The sequence below is a fragment of the Nonomuraea fuscirosea genome (genome assembly GCF_003001935.1).
Lineage (GTDB): Bacteria > Actinomycetota > Actinomycetes > Streptosporangiales > Streptosporangiaceae > Nonomuraea > Nonomuraea fuscirosea.
Genome location: NZ_PVNG01000018.1, coordinates 163,599 through 178,512 on the forward strand (window position 1 = coordinate 163,599; position 14,914 = coordinate 178,512).

At 71.5% G+C, this 14,914-nt stretch carries 18 protein-coding genes; 4 read left to right on the top strand and 14 right to left on the bottom strand.

Translation table 11 applies throughout. The features are described 5' to 3' along the window. Positions 1 to 10: 10 nt before the first annotated feature. The 10 genes from B0I32_RS36455 to B0I32_RS36500 all read right to left on the bottom strand — a co-directional run bounded on the left by B0I32_RS36455 (position 11) and on the right by B0I32_RS36500 (position 9,399). The gene (locus B0I32_RS36455) at positions 11 to 580 is read right to left on the bottom strand and encodes a dihydrofolate reductase family protein (protein WP_106247517.1); all 570 of its coding nucleotides are present in this window, start codon (positions 578 to 580) and stop codon (positions 11 to 13) included. A gap of 119 nt (positions 581 to 699) precedes the next feature. Then, positions 700 to 1,272, bottom strand: a complete 573-nt coding sequence (locus tag B0I32_RS36460) for a TetR/AcrR family transcriptional regulator (protein ID WP_106247518.1) — start codon at positions 1,270 to 1,272, stop codon at positions 700 to 702. An 84-nt stretch (positions 1,273 to 1,356) separates the two neighbouring features. Further along, a complete protein-coding gene (locus B0I32_RS36465; RefSeq protein ID WP_106247520.1) occupies positions 1,357 to 1,962 on the bottom strand; it encodes a response regulator transcription factor in 606 nt (201 codons plus the stop codon). Continuing rightward, the gene (locus B0I32_RS36470; protein ID WP_106247522.1) at positions 1,959 to 3,110 is read right to left on the bottom strand and encodes a sensor histidine kinase; all 1,152 of its coding nucleotides are present in this window, start codon (positions 3,108 to 3,110) and stop codon (positions 1,959 to 1,961) included. The genes B0I32_RS36465 and B0I32_RS36470 overlap by 4 nt, the downstream gene beginning before the upstream one ends. Continuing rightward, positions 3,107 to 4,111 carry a sensor histidine kinase gene (locus tag B0I32_RS36475; protein ID WP_146178447.1) on the bottom strand — a complete coding sequence of 335 codons (1,005 nt, stop codon included), beginning with the start codon at positions 4,109 to 4,111 and terminating at the stop codon, positions 3,107 to 3,109. The genes B0I32_RS36470 and B0I32_RS36475 overlap by 4 nt, the downstream gene beginning before the upstream one ends. A 163-nt stretch (positions 4,112 to 4,274) precedes the next feature. Further along, positions 4,275 to 4,775 (bottom strand): SRPBCC family protein, encoded by a 501-nt coding sequence (locus B0I32_RS36480; RefSeq protein ID WP_106247526.1) that lies wholly within the window; start codon positions 4,773 to 4,775, stop codon positions 4,275 to 4,277. A gap of 111 nt (positions 4,776 to 4,886) precedes the next feature. Next, positions 4,887 to 5,249, bottom strand: a complete 363-nt coding sequence (locus B0I32_RS36485) for a hypothetical protein (RefSeq protein ID WP_106247528.1) — start codon at positions 5,247 to 5,249, stop codon at positions 4,887 to 4,889. 145 nt (positions 5,250 to 5,394) lie between these two features. Next, entirely contained in the window at positions 5,395 to 7,566 is a 2,172-nt protein-coding gene (locus B0I32_RS36490) for an NACHT domain-containing protein (protein WP_146178448.1), read from the bottom strand. A gap of 61 nt (positions 7,567 to 7,627) precedes the next feature. Further along, complete coding sequence (locus tag B0I32_RS36495) at positions 7,628 to 8,032, bottom strand: ATP-binding protein (protein WP_106247531.1); 405 nt, start codon at positions 8,030 to 8,032, stop codon at positions 7,628 to 7,630. A 254-nt stretch (positions 8,033 to 8,286) separates the two neighbouring features. Then, positions 8,287 to 9,399 (bottom strand): S1 family peptidase, encoded by a 1,113-nt coding sequence (locus B0I32_RS36500; RefSeq protein ID WP_106247532.1) that lies wholly within the window; start codon positions 9,397 to 9,399, stop codon positions 8,287 to 8,289. Between the two features lie 205 nt (positions 9,400 to 9,604). On the opposite strand from B0I32_RS36500, the gene B0I32_RS36505 reads away from it, so the two are divergent. After that, positions 9,605 to 10,060, top strand: a complete 456-nt coding sequence (locus B0I32_RS36505; protein ID WP_106247534.1) for a hypothetical protein — start codon at positions 9,605 to 9,607, stop codon at positions 10,058 to 10,060. Here the strand turns inward: B0I32_RS36505 and B0I32_RS36510 are convergent. Both B0I32_RS36510 and B0I32_RS36515 read right to left on the bottom strand, forming a co-directional pair. Next, complete coding sequence (locus B0I32_RS36510) at positions 10,054 to 11,187, bottom strand: MFS transporter (protein ID WP_106247535.1); 1,134 nt, start codon at positions 11,185 to 11,187, stop codon at positions 10,054 to 10,056. The two genes, B0I32_RS36505 and B0I32_RS36510, sit on opposite strands and share 7 nt — an antisense overlap. Before the next feature lie 173 nt (positions 11,188 to 11,360). Next, positions 11,361 to 11,696, bottom strand: coding sequence for a winged helix-turn-helix transcriptional regulator (locus B0I32_RS36515; protein ID WP_106247537.1), 336 nt, complete (start codon positions 11,694 to 11,696; stop codon positions 11,361 to 11,363). A gap of 86 nt (positions 11,697 to 11,782) precedes the next feature. On the opposite strand from B0I32_RS36515, the gene B0I32_RS36520 reads away from it, so the two are divergent. Together B0I32_RS36520 and B0I32_RS36525 are read left to right on the top strand one after the other, a co-directional pair. Next, positions 11,783 to 12,361 carry an NADPH-dependent FMN reductase gene (locus tag B0I32_RS36520; RefSeq protein WP_106247539.1) on the top strand — a complete coding sequence of 193 codons (579 nt, stop codon included), beginning with the start codon at positions 11,783 to 11,785 and terminating at the stop codon, positions 12,359 to 12,361. A 69-nt stretch (positions 12,362 to 12,430) separates the two neighbouring features. After that, entirely contained in the window at positions 12,431 to 13,708 is a 1,278-nt protein-coding gene (locus tag B0I32_RS36525; protein ID WP_245956240.1) for a TIGR04013 family B12-binding domain/radical SAM domain-containing protein, read from the top strand. Between the two features lie 6 nt (positions 13,709 to 13,714). Here B0I32_RS36525 and B0I32_RS36530 read toward each other — a convergent pair whose 3' ends face one another. After that, a complete protein-coding gene (locus tag B0I32_RS36530; RefSeq protein ID WP_146178450.1) occupies positions 13,715 to 13,957 on the bottom strand; it encodes a hypothetical protein in 243 nt (80 codons plus the stop codon). Between the two features lie 68 nt (positions 13,958 to 14,025). Beyond that, positions 14,026 to 14,535, bottom strand: a complete 510-nt coding sequence (locus tag B0I32_RS36535; RefSeq protein ID WP_106247543.1) for a VOC family protein — start codon at positions 14,533 to 14,535, stop codon at positions 14,026 to 14,028. Positions 14,536 to 14,702: 167 nt separating this feature from the next. On the opposite strand from B0I32_RS36535, the gene B0I32_RS36540 reads away from it, so the two are divergent. Beyond that, positions 14,703 to 14,891 carry a hypothetical protein gene (locus B0I32_RS36540; RefSeq protein ID WP_106247716.1) on the top strand — a complete coding sequence of 63 codons (189 nt, stop codon included), beginning with the start codon at positions 14,703 to 14,705 and terminating at the stop codon, positions 14,889 to 14,891. Positions 14,892 to 14,914 lie beyond the last annotated feature (23 nt).

Here is a 14,914-nt window from a genome sequence, read left to right on the forward strand (position 1 = left end):
GGTCCCGGCTTCAGAGGTCGCGGGGGCGCTGGTAGCGGAGGTAGACGATGCCGTTGCTGGAGGGGGTGCTGGAGACCAGGTCGAGCTGGTACGACTCCGGGACGCCGTCGAACAGGCGGGTGCCGGCGCCTGAGACGTAGGGGAACATGCTCAGCCGGAGTTCGTCGATCAGGTCGAGGCGCATGAGTGAGCGCCAGAGGGTGACGCCGCCCCAGACGATGATGTGGCCGTCACCGTCCAGCCTGAGCTTGTCGATCTCTTCTGTGGTGTCGCCGCCGGCGATGGTGGTGTTGGTCCAGTCGGCTGTCTTCAGGGTGCGGGAGAAGACGATCTTGCGGCTGGGGTTCAGGATGTCGGCGAACGGGTGGTCGGTGGACGCCCGCATGCCCGCGGAGATGCCCTCGTAGGCGGTGCGGCCCATGACGTGGGCGTACGCGCCGCGAAGGAAGTCGAGGTGCGCCTGGTCGGCGGGCTCGCGGTTCTCGGGCAGGTCGAAGCAGAACTTCCAGAAGTCGGTCCCCTCGTCGGCGAGGAGACCGTCGAGGGAGTAGTTGAAGACTGTTGCTATCAGCTTTCGCATGATGGGGGCTCCGGGGTCTCGAGGCGATCGTGCGTGCCAGGGCACAGCCGCGTGGCTGTGACCTGACGCTGATGCGTTAGACGAATCCGCCGCCCGAAACCCATCGGCCTCTGGCTGGATCAGCGGGTGATCTGGGTGACGAGGAAGTCAAGGCGTTCCTCCTGGGGCTCCGGGGGGATGCGGCCGCTGTCGGACAGAACCGCCATGCCGTGCAGCGCGCTCCACGTGACCTCGGCGTAGAGTTCGCGGCGCCTGTTGTCCGGGTCGAAGCAGTCGACGAACTCGTCGAACGCGGCCCTGAGCGCGGGTGGTGTCTCGCTGCTGGCGAACTTGAGGTCGGTGGGCAGGATGAACATGGCCTGGTAAAGAGCGGGTCGCTCGGTGGCGAACTCCAGGTAGGCGTGGCAGACGGCGCGCAGAGCGGCCTGGCCGGGGCCGGGGGCGGACTGCCGGGCGCGGCGCAGGTGGGCGGCGAGTTCGGTGAAGCCGTCGAGGGCGACGGCGCTGACGATGGCGTCCTTGCCGTTGAAGTGGCTGTAGAGCACCGGCTGGCTGTACTCGACGCGTTCGGCCAGCCGGCGGGTCGTCACCGCCTCCCAGCCCTCGGACTCCGCCAGCTCGCGCGCGGCTGTGATGATCAGCTGATGGCGGTGGGCGCGTTCACGTTCGCGGCGCTCGCTGATGGTGGACATGACGACATCCTAGCAATGCTTGGCATTCTGTCGAGGCTAGGATCTGAAGCGAGGTCCATACCAGCGGGGTCCGCTGCCCGCACCTCAGAGCCAGCCGGCGTCGCGGGAGATGCGGATGGCGTCGATGCGGTTGCGGCCGCCGACCTTGCTGATCGCGTTCGACAGGTAGTTGCGCACCGTGGCCTGCGACAGTGAGATCTGGGTGGCGATCTGGGCGGTGCGGATGCCGCTCGCCGCCGCGCGCAGCACCTCGGTCTCGCGGGCCGTCAGCGGGCTGCTGCCCGTTTCGAGTGCCGCCGCGACGAGTTCCGGGTCGATGACCCGCTCGCCGCGGGCGATGCGGCGGATCCCGTCGGTGAGGGTCTGGGCCGGTGCGTCCTTGACGATGAAGCCTCGTACGTGCACCTTCAGCGCGCGCAGCAGGTTGCCGGGCTGGCTGAGCCCGGTGAGCACCAGGGTGCGGCAGTCGGGCAGCCGTCCGGACAGTTGCTCGGCCGCCGACAACCCGTCCAGGCCGGGCATGTCGATGTCCAGCACCGCGACGTCGGGGCGCACCCGCAGCGCGGCGGCCAGCACCTCGTCGCCGCGTTCGACCTCGGCGACGACCTCCATGTCGTCCTCCATCGACAGCAACGCGACCAGCGCGGATCTGATCATGTGCATGTCCTCGGCGATGAGCACCCGGATCATGTGGTCTCTCCCTCGGGGACTTCGACCGACAGTCGGAACCGGCCGTCGTAAACCCCGGCCTCGGACGTGCCGGAGGCGGCCTGGGCCCGTTCGGCCACCCCGGCGAGCCCGAACCCGTGCTCAGAAACCTGATCGCCCCGAACGCCGTCGTTGACGATGTCCAGCCGGATCATTCCCCGCTGCCGGGACAGTGTGATGGCGCAGGAGCCGGCCTCGCTGTGGCGCAGCAGATTCGTGGTGCCCTCCCGGACGGCCCAGGCCAGGGCGCTTCGCGCGGACGCGGGCAGCGGCGGCAGGTCGGACACGTCGAGCCGGGTGTCCACCCCCGCCGCCCCGAGCAGGGCCGCGGCTCCGTCGATCTCCGTGCGCAGCGACACCGTGTGCTGGCCGTGGGTGATCGCCCGTACGCCGTGCAGCGCGTCGCGGGCCACGCCGGTCAGGCTCTGGATCTCGGCGCGGGCGACGGCGGTGTCCTTGGCGAGCAGCCGCAGCGCCAGGTCGCCCTTGAGGGAGATCGCCGACAGGCTCTGGCCGAGCAGGTCGTGCAGGTCGCGCGAGACCCGGATCCGCTCCGCGCCGACAGCCGTCGCGGCCAGTTCGGTACGGGTGGCCTCCAGCTCGTTCAGCAGTCGCACCAGCCGGGCCCCGCCGACCAGGGCCGCGGCGAACAGGCTCGGGACGACCAGGGCGTACAGGACCAGGATGACGATCTGCCAGGCGCTGAAGATCGGCGTCCGCAGGATCGCGATCAGCTGGGCGAGCATGTACGTCAGCAACTGGGCGGCGACGACCGTCATCCGCAGGCGGCCGCGCAGGAGCATGAGCGGCGAGGCCATGGTGAGGGTGGCGATGCTGATCCAGTTCAGGCCCACCAGCCAGATCGGGGCATAGGAGAGCAGCAGGATCGCGGTCAGGCTCCAGCGCCATCCGGCGGGGCGTTCGCCCCGGGCGTCGGCGAGGCTGTGCCGCAGTTGCAGCGCGAGCGTCACGGCGGCGAGCAGGATCGCCGGCAGCGGATCGGCGGGAGGCGAACCGTCGGTGCCGAGGCTGGTGTAGACCGGCACCTGGGCGGCCAGCGGCACGTGCAGCGCGATCAGCGGCCCGCGCGGGTGCCGGAGCACCCATCGCGGCGGTATCGAGGTCGTCATGCCCGCACCTCGATCGTCTCGGTGGTGTCGCCCGCGCGAACGTGCAATCGCACCTGGCCGTCCGCGACGGTCGCCGTGATCGTGCAAGTCCCGGCGGGTCCGGCACGCAGCAGGCGGGTGACCGTCGCGCGCAGCGCGCCTCGCGCCTGTGGGGCGAGGGTGTCCGGGATGCCGCCGCGTGGCAGGTCCAGCCGGGTGGCGACGCCGGCCGCGGTCAGCAGGTCCGCGGCGGTCTCCAGCTCGGTACGCAGTGACGGCCGGCGGTAGCCGCGGACCCGCCGCCTGGCCTCGGCCAGCGTGCGCCGGGACTCCTCCGCGAGCCCGGTCAGCTCCTCCGCCGCGGCCGCCGGATCGCCGTTCGCGACCTTGCTCGCCGCCCGGTCGCCGCGGGCCGCGATCGACTCCAGCGCGCTGCCGAGACCGTGTCGCAGGTCGTCGTCGATCCTGCGCCGTTCCTGCATGACGGCGCGCTGGGCCAGCACCTCCCTGGCGGTCCGCAACCGGGTCAGTGCCGCGGCCGGCCACACCAGCAGCAGCAGCGCGGCGCTGCCGGCCAGCACCGAGAACGTCAGCCACGGCGCGGCGGCCCACGACAGCCCGAGCGCGTGGGCCACCGGCGCCGCCGCGGCCACCACCGCCACATACCCCAGGTACGACCACGGCGCCGGCAGGACCAGCAGGAACGACACCCCCAGAGCCGTGTACGCCCGCGGCCACGAGTTCCCGGCCAGCGGGGTGGCCCCGACGATGACCGCGGTCATCCCGGCCAGCGACCAGCCGGCGAGCGGCGGCCGTCGCGCCCGTGCGACGTACCAGATGTGGCGCAGGTGCGGCGGAAGGTAGAGCGCGGTCGCCGCGAGGCTCCACAGCCCGGTGCCGACGTCGTTGCCCACGTAGCTGAACGCCAGCCCGACCTGCACCAGCGGCAGCAGGGCGCTGCAGGCGACCGCGGCGACCGGAGCGAGCCGGACGACGCGGTCGGATCGCCACAAATCCGTCAACCCGCTCACCCCCTGTCCCCGCTTCCTGGCTGACCAGAGCCTCCTGGCTGACCAGAGTAGAGGCCGTGGTCCGGCACCGGATCCGGCGCGGACCGGAGCCGCGCGCAGGCGGGTGAGGGGGGCCGGCAGCGGCGGCGTGGTGGCCATGGAAGGGCGAGGAACCTCAGGCGGGGCCCGAACCCGCGCCGATCACCCGGCCGAGGTTGTCCAGCTCGTTGCCGCGACCGGCCGTCAGGCGCTGGGTCCACTCCTCGTCGTGCATCGCGTCCATCGTCATGACGACGTGGACGCCGTCGGCGGAGGGCCGGATCTCGACCACGGTGAGGAAGTCGTACGGCTCCACGCCAGGGATGAAGTCGGCCAGCGAGGTGTAGGAGAGCCGGGCGGGCTCGTCCACCTCGACGAAGGTCTTGCGTGACTCGGTGCGGAGCGGCAGCCCGGCGCCCTCCATGAACGCGATCTGCTCGGGCGCGGTCGCGGTCATGGTGTAGATCAGTTCGCCGCCGGGCCGCAGGTCCAGCTTGTTCACCTCCACGGTGAAGCCGTCTGGCGACCACCAGGACGCGATCCCGGCGCCTGTGGTCCACAGGCGCCAGACGTGCTCGGCCGTGGTCGGGTAGGTGCGTTCGATCCGAACGCTCTGGGTCTCGGGTGAGACGGTCATGGATGCTCCCTCTGAGGTGGGTGACGTGGACCCGATCCTCCGCGTGAGCGCCCGGAGCGAACAGATGCAAATGTCACGAGACAGGCGATGAGTTGCGTGGGTGCCGGAGCGCTAGCCGCACTTGGTCGACACCAGCCGGCCGGTCTTCTGGTCCACGCACTTCTCGCAGACGCGCTTCGGGTTGCTCGTGGTCGGCGCCGCGGCCGAGGTGCACTCGAGCTCCACCGGGGCCTTCTCCTTGGCCTTCTTCTCGCAGTACTGGCGCTTCCAGCCACCGCCCTGCTTCTTCTTCTGCTTGCAGTAGTAGCAGCGCTTCTTGCCCTCCTCCATCCACTTGCAGACGGCGGACGTGCAGGTTCCGGTGGTGACGGTCCTGGCGGTCATGGCCGGCGCCGTGACCGGGGCCGAGGAGGCGGACGTCGGAGCGAATATGGCGGCCGCGAGAACGCCGGCCGCGCATGCTTCCTTCAGCATGGATCCTCCCGCTGGTGTTCCTCCCTGCGTCATTCTCATCGTGCCGCCTTGCTCTCGGGAATCGTCAAGGCGCGGTGCCGGGTTTCTTTTTCAGGACGGAACGGGTTTCGCCTGGGAAAAACAGTTTCCGGCGATTCTTGGCCGCCTATTTGAGAAATGATTGGCCATTCTCCAGAGCCACCGGGACGCCCGCCAGGCGGTCGCGCAGCAGCGCGTGGCGGAACTGGAAGGCCCCGCCCACCTGACGCAACGCGCCCCGCCGCACGCCGTCCTGGAGGAACGCCATCGCGTGCCACGGCATCCGGCCGGCCACCGACAATGACATGCGGGCCAGCAGGAACTGCGTGGACGCGGTGGCCAGGCACGAGCCGAGCCCGCCCGCGACGCCCATGTGCACGGCGGGCGGGAGCAGCCGCCAGTCCAGCGGCTCGCCGAAGACGACCGTCACGAACAGCGGGGTGACGGCCGCGGTGATGAGGCCGCCGGCCAGCGCGGTGACGGCGGTCCAGGCCCGGTCGGCGCGCAGCACCTCGTCGGGCGGCCGGCCGTGTCCCGCCTCGACGTCGTGGAACATCGTGACGAACTCGGCGGCGAAGCCCACGGCCAGCCCGTACACGAAGCCGCAGCAGAAGCCGAACAGGAAGGCGTACAGGGCGGTGAAGACGAGGAAGAGCGCGCGCCCGCCAGGCCCGGGGGTGGGCACGGCCACAGCGACGATCGCGAGGACGATGAACGCGACGGGCACGCCGCTCTTCGCCCCGTGGGTCACGCCGCGCCACAGCCCGTTGCCCAGGGCGCGGCACAGCCGCCACCACAGCGGCCGGCCCGTGCGGCGGACGGTGTGGCGGCGCAGCCGCGGCGCCCTGGGGAACAGCGGCGTCCACAGGCTGTTGACCGCGCCGAGCAGCAGCCCCCCACCCACACCCCAGCGCAGGTCGGCGGCCATGCCGGCGACGGGATCTGGCCCGGCCAGGTGCCACGGCAGGCCGGCGAGCACGTTCGCGGCGCCGAACACCACCGCGACCACGACGGCCCAGATCGGCGTCCTGGCCCGCAGCGGCACCGCCCTGGCCAGCTCCCACCAGGGCAGGTCGTAGGCGTCGCGGCGGTGCAGGTGACGGGCCAGGAAGGAGAGCCAGCGGTGCGCGTCGCGGCGGTTCCAGGCGCGCCCACCGGCGGGATCGGGCAGGTCAGGATAGAGGACGCGGATGAGCTGGTCGAGCAGGTGGCCGCGCAGGGCGGCGGTGCCGGGCAGGCGCAGCAGCAGGCCGGGGTCCCCGGGGCCGTCGGCGTAGGTGAGGCGGGTCAGCGACAGGTGGAGCGGGGTCGAGAGCGTCCGGGCCAGCAGGCCCGCCGGCTCGCCGCTCATCCGGTCGAAGACCTCGTTCCAGGCCGCGCCCCGGTCGGAGCGGGTGGCGGTGGTCAGGTAGTCGCGGATCACGCCCGGGGTGAGCGGGTCGAGCTCGATCACGGCGGCCCCGGTGAGCACGTCGGCGTCGCGTACCGCCTCGTGGTATTCCTCGCCGCGACTGGTCACCACGAGCGACAGACCGGGCGCGAACGTGGTGTTGACGGCCCGCAGCGCCGCGCCGCGGGCCGCGGGCGGCATCTCGTCGAGCCCGTCCAGCACCGGCAGCAGCCCGGCGTCCCAGGTGACGCCGGCGACGCCGTAGTCGCGCTCCACCTGCTCGGTGATCCACCGCCGCAGCGAGCGGGCGGCCGGGTCCCAGGTGGACAACCGCAGGATCACCGGTACGGGCCCCGCGCCGGACGCACGGGCGGTCAGGCAGGCGCGGGCGAGCCGGACGACCAGGCTGGTCTTGCCGGAGCCGGGCCCGCCTAGCATGACCAGCCGCCCGGTCGGCACCGTCGTGCGCACGACCCGGTGCAGGTCGTCGAGGGTGCCGTCGAGCCGCAGCGGCGTGTCGCCGGCCCCCTGGCGGATCACCGACCAGTGGTCGGCGGACGGAGGGCCGAGGGTGTGCCAGGTCACCGGCAGCGGATAGGGATCGAGCAGCCGCCGCTGCTCCTCCTCGGTGGTGCAGTGGCCGGCCATCCTTTCGGCCAGGCAGTCGAGCCGGCGCTCCCGTCGTGCCGCGTCGCGGTCGTCGCCGGCGCCGTCGTCGCGGCGCAGCCAGCCGATCAGCGTCGCCGCGCCGCCCACGACGGCGACGCACGCCGACGCCACGCCCGCCCACTCGTCGGCCGCCCCGGGGCCGCGCAGCAGGAGCACCACGCCGAGCCCGAGCAGGCCGGCGCCGGCCATGACGGCCACCGCCGCCACGGTGAGCGGGGAACGGTCACGTCGGCTTCGCACGCACCCAAGGATGCCGCACTTCGTGTGCGGTAGGTAATGATTTGATTCCGTACGGTCATGGTCAGCGGCGGACCTGGGTCCAGACGACGCGTTCGCCCACCGCGTTGACGGTGGTGTCCCAGCGTCCTTCGGTCAGCGCGTCCACGATCAGCAGGCCGCGGCCCCTCTCGTCGCTCGACCGGGACTGGCGCGAGGGCGGCGCTGCCTTGCCGGCGGCGCCGGGGTCCGTCACGGTGAGCTGCCAGGAGTACGGCTCCCGCGACAGGCTCATCCGGACCCAGTCGGCGTCGGCGTGCAGGATCGCGTTGGTGATCAGCTCCGAGGCGATCTCCTGGAGATCGGGCAGGGCCGGATGGCCGGCGCCCAGCCACTTCGCGAGCTCCTTGCGGGCGAGCGAGGGCACGCGTTCCGGTCCCACCTCGCGGGTGGCCCACACCTTGACGCATTCGTGCAGGGGATCGGACACCGTTATTCGCATGGTCGCCTCGGAGCGTGCATAGCTCAACTGTATTTGTGTGGATACACAATCAAGATTGACCGGGTGGAATGGCCATGTCTTGGCGAGGCGAAAGGCGAAATTTTACCCTTTTTCGATTCCGCGACGGCGCGGGCACGGGACGTACGGTGCAGGTGATCGAGGAGCGGGGAGGCACAACGAAGGGCGGCGGGCGAGGGAGCGGCGCCCCTCCGGGTGGAGGGGCGCCGCGGGGGGTGCGGGGGTCAGCCGGTCCTGAGCGTGAGGCCGTACACGCTCAAGGCCTCGTTGACCGGCTGGTGGTACGTCGTGCCGCCGACCGAGCAGTTGCCGGAGCCGCCGGACGTCATGCCCTGGGCCTGGTTGCCCGAGATGAACGAGCCGCCGGAGTCGCCGGGCTCGGCGCACGCGGTGGTGCGGGTCAGGCCGGAGACGGTGCCCTGCTGGTAGGTGACGCTGGCGCCGTGCTGCCTGATGACGCCGCAGCGCCATCCGGTGGTCGAACCGGAGCGGCAGATGGACGCGCCCACGGCGGCCTGGGTGGAGCCGCGGACGGTCACGTTCGCGCCGCCGGAGCCGCGTACGTACGGCGTGGCGGTGTTGTTGGGCGCGGCGACCCAGGCGTAGTCGTTGCCCGGGAAGGACGAGCCCTGGAAGGTGCCGGTCGGGCTGGTGGTCCTGGAGCCGGCCCGGCCGCAGTGCCCCGCCGTGGTGAAGCCGGGAGTGCTGCCCCTGGTGACGGCGAAGCCGACGCTGCACCGGCTGCCGCCGATGTAGTAGGCCGCGCCGCCGATGATGTTGATGAACGTCGACGGACGCTCGGCCGTGGCCGAGACGGTGACGGCGCTCTTGTCCACGCCCGCCGCGGCGACGAGGGCCTGCGCGGCCTCCACGGTCGGCGCCTGGACGGAGACGAGGTTGGTCGTCACGTCGACGAACCAGAGGGCGGCGCCGGCCTTGGCGCCCTGCGGGGCCTGGTCGAGCCGGCGCATGACTCCGTTGAGCTGGTCCATGGAGCGGGCGACGACGACGGGCTGCGCGCCCTGCGCCTCGATGGTCTTCGTGGCCGCCGGGTCGGTGGTGGCGACCATGAGCTTGGAGGCGTCGTCGTTCAGCCAGGCGCCGCCGAACGACCCGCCCAGTGCGGTGGTCAGGTTCGCTTCGACGGCGGTGGCGCGCTCCTCGTTGGCCAGGCGGGTGTGCACCTGCTCCTCGGACAGGCCGAGGTCGCGTTCGAGTGCGTCCACCATGGCGGGTGGCGCCTTGGGTGTGGGGTCGGCTGCTGCTGGGCTGAGGGGGGTGGCCACACAGGCGGCGAGGATGATCGCGCCTGTCAGCGCACAGCGTTTACTCAACATGTGCACTCCTCGGGTGGGGGTGCTGTCAAGCTAACGGTTGGTAGGGGGTCCTGCTCAGATACCAATAAGGCCCTATTTCGGTGTTATGGGGCTGTTTTGGCCCTAGTCCTTCATGCCGGATTCGCCGCCTATAAGGCGAAGGCGGTGAGAGGTGAGTAGTGTCCCGAGGCTGGAGGTGTTCTCTGTGCGTAATGGTGTTCGTCATATGCTCGGCGCCGGCGCAGGACTGCTGGCCACGCCGCTGATCGCGGCGGGTTTCGTCTCTCATGCGAGCCTGGACGGCTGGATCGCCACGAGCCTGCTCGCGGGGCTCATGGTCGTCATCGGCGCGCTGGCGGGGTCCAGGATCTCGCCGCTCGCCTCGCTGCTGCCTGGACTCGTGCTCGGGGTGCTGGCCGGGGGTTTCCTGGCCGGCGCGCCCTGGGTGACGCCGCCCGGGGTGGTGCCGCTCCCGTACGAGGCGGGGTATCGGGCGCTGCTCGCCGGCTGGGCCCTGCCGGTGGCGTGCGTGCTGGTGGTCGCCTCGCTCTTCCCCTCCCGCTGGCGAGGCGCCCCACGGCCGGCCGAGCCGCCTGAGCCGGCCGAGCCGCCCGCGCCGCAGGAGGAGGTGAAGGTCCAGGAGCCGCCGCCGCTGCCCAAGCGGATCCCGTCCCGTTACTGATCGGCGCTCCTGGTCAGCAGCGCGACGAGCACGTACGGCAGGGTCAGCAGGGCGAACGTCACCCCGTGCGGCACGTACGACGACGCCGCCCCGTACGCGGCGAAGACCCCGACCGTCACCACGTTCGTGCCCAGCCCCGCGACCGAGGTGACGGTGGCCCGCGCCGGGCCGCTGATGCGGGCCTGCAACCGCACGTCGGCCAGCACCTGGGCGAGCTGGAACGCCCCGAAGGCCAGCGCGACGGCGACGAACCCGGCGGGACTGCCGCTGAGCGCGCCGCCGGCCATGGCGAGCGCCGCCAGGACGAGCAGCGGGCCGTACGCGCGGGCCGGCAGGCGCTCGGCGGGACCCGCCAGCAGGCCGCCGACGGTGGCGCCGACCCAGACGAGCAGGATGACCACCGGAACGGCGGCCCTGGCCACGCCCGTCTCGACCGCCAGGTACGGCACGTACTCCTCCAGCGCCCCCCAGACCGCCGTCACGAACGCGACCAGCAGGACCGCGCGCAGCACACGCCGATCCCCGCGGGCCAGGGCCAGCCCCTCCCGCAGGACCGCCAGGTAACCGGGCGCCTCGCCACGCGTCCTGTGCTCGGGCAGCGTCAGGGCCGTCGCGGCGCACAGGACACAGGCCAGCACGCTGGCCGCGCCCACGAGGGGGTAGCCGCCCACCGCGAGGGCGGGGGAGGCGAGGGCGATCGCGGTCGCGCTGCCGGCCAGGCCGAGCGAGGTGGCCCGGCCCATCACGCCGGCGTAGCGGCCCTCCTGGCCGCTCCGGGCCAGCTCCTCGTACGCGAGCGCCTCGTACGAGCCCGAGACGAGCGCCTCCCCGGCCCCCCACAACACGAAGCCGGCGGCGAACACCCAGTAGGCAGGGAACAGGGTCCACATCGCGAAGCCGAGACCGATCAGCAGCGGCCCGAGGCACAGCAGCAGCCGCCGGGAGACGGTGTCGGCCCAGGCGCCCGACGGGATCTCCAGCACCATGCCCGTCACCGACCAGATGACGAACAGGGTGGAGGTCTGGGCGACGGAGAGACCGGTGTCGGCGAACAGCAGCGCGTACACCGGATAGAGCAGCACGAATTCGCTGAGGAACGCGTACGCGTAGAGCGTGATGACGAGCATGAGGCCTTCCAGGGGGACGAGCAGGGACTCCGGGGGCGTGTCGCCCCGGAGGCCCGCGCGTCGCGCGCCGGCCCCTGGTTATGGATCAATGTCGCCAGGTCATGCGATGAAGTCTACGGGGAGACGTCCCCGGCGCGCTTCCGAGAATCGCGGCGCTCCGCCTCCCGCAGCGGTCAGGCGGACTCGGCCGCCTCGGGCAGCGGGATCCACTTGTGCGACCAGTCCACCAGCTGGTCGAGCGCGGGTCGCAGCTCCTGGCCCATCTCGGTCAGGTGGTATTCGACCCGCACCGGCGAGGTGGCCAGCACCCGCCGCTCGACCAGGCCGGCCGCTTCGAGCTCGCGCAGACGCCTGGCCAGCATCGTGTCGTTGATGCCGGGGATGGCCGCCTTGAGGTCGGCGTAGCGGTGGGCGCCCTTGAAGATCATGTGGATCACGGCTCCGGACCAGCGGGCGCCGATCAGCTCTAAGGCGATGTGGAAGCGGGTGCAGACCTGGTCGAGGCTCATGAGGACATCCTAGCGTTTGCTAAACATTGTGTAGTTACTCAATAATGTTGAGGATTCAACCGCTTGGCACAACGCTAGGAGCAGTCATGACAGAACCCGTTCTGCAGATCATCGTCGGAAGCACCAGGAAGGGCCGCGTCGGGCGAGCGGTCGCCGACTGGTTCCGCGGCAGCGCCGAGGCGTTCGGCGCGTTCAAGGTGGAGTTCACCGACCTGGCGGAGCTGAACCTGCCGTTCATGGACGAGCCGAACCACCCCAGTCTGCGGCAGTACGAGAACGCGCACACCAAGGAGTGGAGCGCCATCGTGGACCGCTCGGACGCGTTCGTGTTCGTCACGCCCGAGTACAACCACAGCTTCTCCGCCCCGCTGAAGAACGCCCTGGACTACCTGCACCACGAGTGGCACCACAAGCCGGCCGGGTTCGTCAGCTACGGCGGCCTGTCCGGCGGCACCCGCGCCGTGCAGGGGCTGCGCCAGGTGGTCAGCACGCTGAAGATGGTCCCGGTGCTGGAGGCGGTGAACATCCCGTTCGTGTGGCAGTTGCCGGTCGAGGACGGCGTGCTGCGGCCGAACCAGATCTCCGAGACGGCCGCCGCCGACATGCTGGCCGAGCTGGCCAAGCTCACCGGCGCGCTGCGCGCGATGCGGCTGTCGGCGGCGTGATGCCGGGGGCATGACGCGGCGTCGTGACTCGGGGGCGTGATGTCGGGGGCCTGGGCTACGCTGCCGGACGTGGCACTGGCAGTGAGCGTGGTGGTCCGATACCGCAAGGCGGTGACCTACGGCGTGCACGCGCTGCTCGCCGCCCTGGGCGCGCGGGTCGAGCACGACCTGCGGCTCGGCACCACCCCCGAGGAGACCGCCCGGCACATCCGCGACAGCGAAGCAGACCGGGTGCTGGTGCTCTGGTCGTTCTACTCCCCCGACGCCGAGGCCATGGCGGCCGAGCTGGCCACGGTCAGGTCGCTGAGCGGCGGCAGGGGGCTGCACATCGCGGGCGGCGTGCACGCCACCGCCGAGCCGCAGCAGGTCATCGACGCCGGCTGGGACCTGGCCGGCATCGGTGAGGGCGAGAGCACGATCATCGCCCTCGTCCGGGCGCTGCGCGAGGACCGGCCGCTCACCTCGGTTCCCGGGCTGGCGGTCAGGGACGCCGACGGCGTCGCGCTGCGCACGGCCCCGGCGCCGCAGCTGCCGCTCGACGCCTTCCCCTCGTTCACCGGCCGCAACGGGCCCATCGAGATCACCCGTGGCTGCCGCTACACCTGCCGCTTCTGCCAGACCCCGTTCATGTTCGGCGGGCAGTTCCGGCACCGGTCGGTGGCGAGCGTGCGCGAGCACGTACGCGAGATGGCCGGGCGCGGCATGCGCGACGTGCGGTTCATCACGCCGACCTCGCTGTCCTACGGCTCCTCGGGCCCCGACCCCGACCTCGGCGCGGTGGAGGAGCTGCTGGCCGGGGTCAAGGAGGAGCTGCCGCCGCACGGCCGGGTCTTCTTCGGCAGCTTTCCCTCGGAGGTGCGGCCCGAGCACGTCAGCCCGGAGGCGATGCGGCTGCTCAAGCGCTACGTGGCCAACGACAACCTGATCATCGGCGCCCAGTCGGGCTCCGACCGGGTGCTGGCCGCCTCGGGGCGCGGCCACGACACCTCGCCCGTGCGCGACGCGGTCAGGATCGCGGTCGAGCACGGGTTCCGGCCCAACGTCGACTTCATCTTCGGCATGCCCGGCGAGTCGGAGGAGGACCAGGTGCGGTCGCTGACGCTGGCCGCCGACCTGGCCGACCTCGGGGCGCGCATCCACACCCACACGTTCATGCCGCTGCCCGGCACGCCGTGGCGCGACGCCGAGCCCGCCTTCATCCCGCTCGCGACGATGGCCGAGCTCGACCGGCTGGCCCAGCGCGGCGACGCCTACGGCCACTGGCGCAAGCAGGCCGAGCACGCCGTACGGCTGGCCGAGACGGCCAAGGCCTACCCCCGCAGGACCCGTCGCCGCCGCACCACCTGAAAGGCCTCATTCGCGGGGGCCGTCGGGCTCCTCCAGGGAGTTGAGCACGCGTTCGAGCGCGTCGCCCACCGGGCGCAGCGCCTGGGAGAACGCGTTGACGAGCGGGCCGAAGATCTCGCTCACCTCGGTGATCAGATCAGGGGTCTTGCTCTCGGGAGGTGCCCAGCGCATGGCGTCCGCGCTCAGCGTCTCCCACTCGTCGACGACACCGTCGATGGCGTCGAGCACATGGTCAGGATCGCTTGGCATGACCGTTCTCCGTGGAGTCAGCCGTGGAGGTCCTCCGCCGCGGGAGGGGTCGATACCTCCACGGTACGTCAGACCGGGACGGACACGCCCACGCCGCCCCGGGTCTGTGCGCCGTAACGCCGCTTCTCGGCCTCCAGGTCGAGGGGACGGATGCTCGTGCGGCCGGCCAGCAGTTCCTCGGTCAGCAGCGCGGCGGGGACGAGCCAGGACACCTCGAACTCCAGGCCGTCGGGGTCGCGGGCGTACAGGGCCTTGGTGGTGCTGTGGTCGGAGGCGCCGACGAGCGCGTCCAGCTCGGCGAGCTTGGCCTGGACGCGTTCGAGCTCGTCGAGGGTGTCGACCTCCCACGCCAGGTGGTAGAGGCCGACGGAGGTGCGCCCCGCGGGCGAGGGAGCCGCGTTCGCGCCGACCTGGAACAGGCCCAGGTCGTGATCGTTGGAGGAGCCGGGGGCCTGGAGGAAGGCGGCTCCGCGCATGCCCATGACGACCTCGAAGCCGAGGGCCTCCCGGTAGAAGGCGACGCTGCGCTCCACGTCGCGGACGTAAAGGACGGCGTGGTTGAGTCGCTGGACCGGCATGGTCAGCCCCTTTCAGCGGTGTCCCAGCGTAAGTATATGAGCCTTCAACTAAATTCCGGGGGCGCGTGGCCGGCCGCCGTGGCAACACGCTGGAGGGGGAGCGCGCGAAGTGTCGGGCCCAGGCCGTAGCGTTCTCCGGGTATCTGACCCCGACCGAGGAGAGGCCGATGCGCGACACCGAAGAGGCGCTGTTCAGGACGGTTCACGGCATCGCCGGCAGGTTCGCCGGCCAGCCCGTTCCGGTGGTGATGGACGCGTTGCTGCGCGACCTGCCCAAGGCTCCCGGCCTCGAGGTGACGGAGATTCGCAAGATCGCGGAGGAGATCAGCGTGGGGCGTGATCCCTCAGGGTTGTGAACGAGTGCTTGTGAACAAGTGCT

Coding starts and splice junctions, on each gene's coding strand:
- B0I32_RS36460 (WP_106247518.1), bottom strand. CDS start 1,272: ATGTCCACCATCAGCGAGCGCCGCGAACGTGAACGCGCCCACCGCCAT.
- B0I32_RS36465 (WP_106247520.1), bottom strand. CDS start 1,962: ATGATCCGGGTGCTCATCGCCGAGGACATGCACATGATCAGATCCGCG.
- B0I32_RS36520 (WP_106247539.1), top strand. CDS start 11,783: ATGACAGAACCCGTTCTGCAGATCATCGTCGGAAGCACCAGGAAGGGC.
- B0I32_RS36500 (WP_106247532.1), bottom strand. CDS start 9,399: ATGTTGAGTAAACGCTGTGCGCTGACAGGCGCGATCATCCTCGCCGCC.
- B0I32_RS36455 (WP_106247517.1), bottom strand. CDS start 580: ATGCGAAAGCTGATAGCAACAGTCTTCAACTACTCCCTCGACGGTCTC.
- B0I32_RS36535 (WP_106247543.1), bottom strand. CDS start 14,535: ATGCCGGTCCAGCGACTCAACCACGCCGTCCTTTACGTCCGCGACGTG.
- B0I32_RS36515 (WP_106247537.1), bottom strand. CDS start 11,696: ATGAGCCTCGACCAGGTCTGCACCCGCTTCCACATCGCCTTAGAGCTG.
- B0I32_RS36540 (WP_106247716.1), top strand. CDS start 14,703: ATGCGCGACACCGAAGAGGCGCTGTTCAGGACGGTTCACGGCATCGCC.
- B0I32_RS36510 (WP_106247535.1), bottom strand. CDS start 11,187: ATGCTCGTCATCACGCTCTACGCGTACGCGTTCCTCAGCGAATTCGTG.
- B0I32_RS36480 (WP_106247526.1), bottom strand. CDS start 4,775: ATGACCGTCTCACCCGAGACCCAGAGCGTTCGGATCGAACGCACCTAC.
- B0I32_RS36470 (WP_106247522.1), bottom strand. CDS start 3,110: ATGACGACCTCGATACCGCCGCGATGGGTGCTCCGGCACCCGCGCGGG.
- B0I32_RS36485 (WP_106247528.1), bottom strand. CDS start 5,249: ATGCTGAAGGAAGCATGCGCGGCCGGCGTTCTCGCGGCCGCCATATTC.
- B0I32_RS36505 (WP_106247534.1), top strand. CDS start 9,605: ATGCTCGGCGCCGGCGCAGGACTGCTGGCCACGCCGCTGATCGCGGCG.
- B0I32_RS36530 (WP_146178450.1), bottom strand. CDS start 13,957: ATGCCAAGCGATCCTGACCATGTGCTCGACGCCATCGACGGTGTCGTC.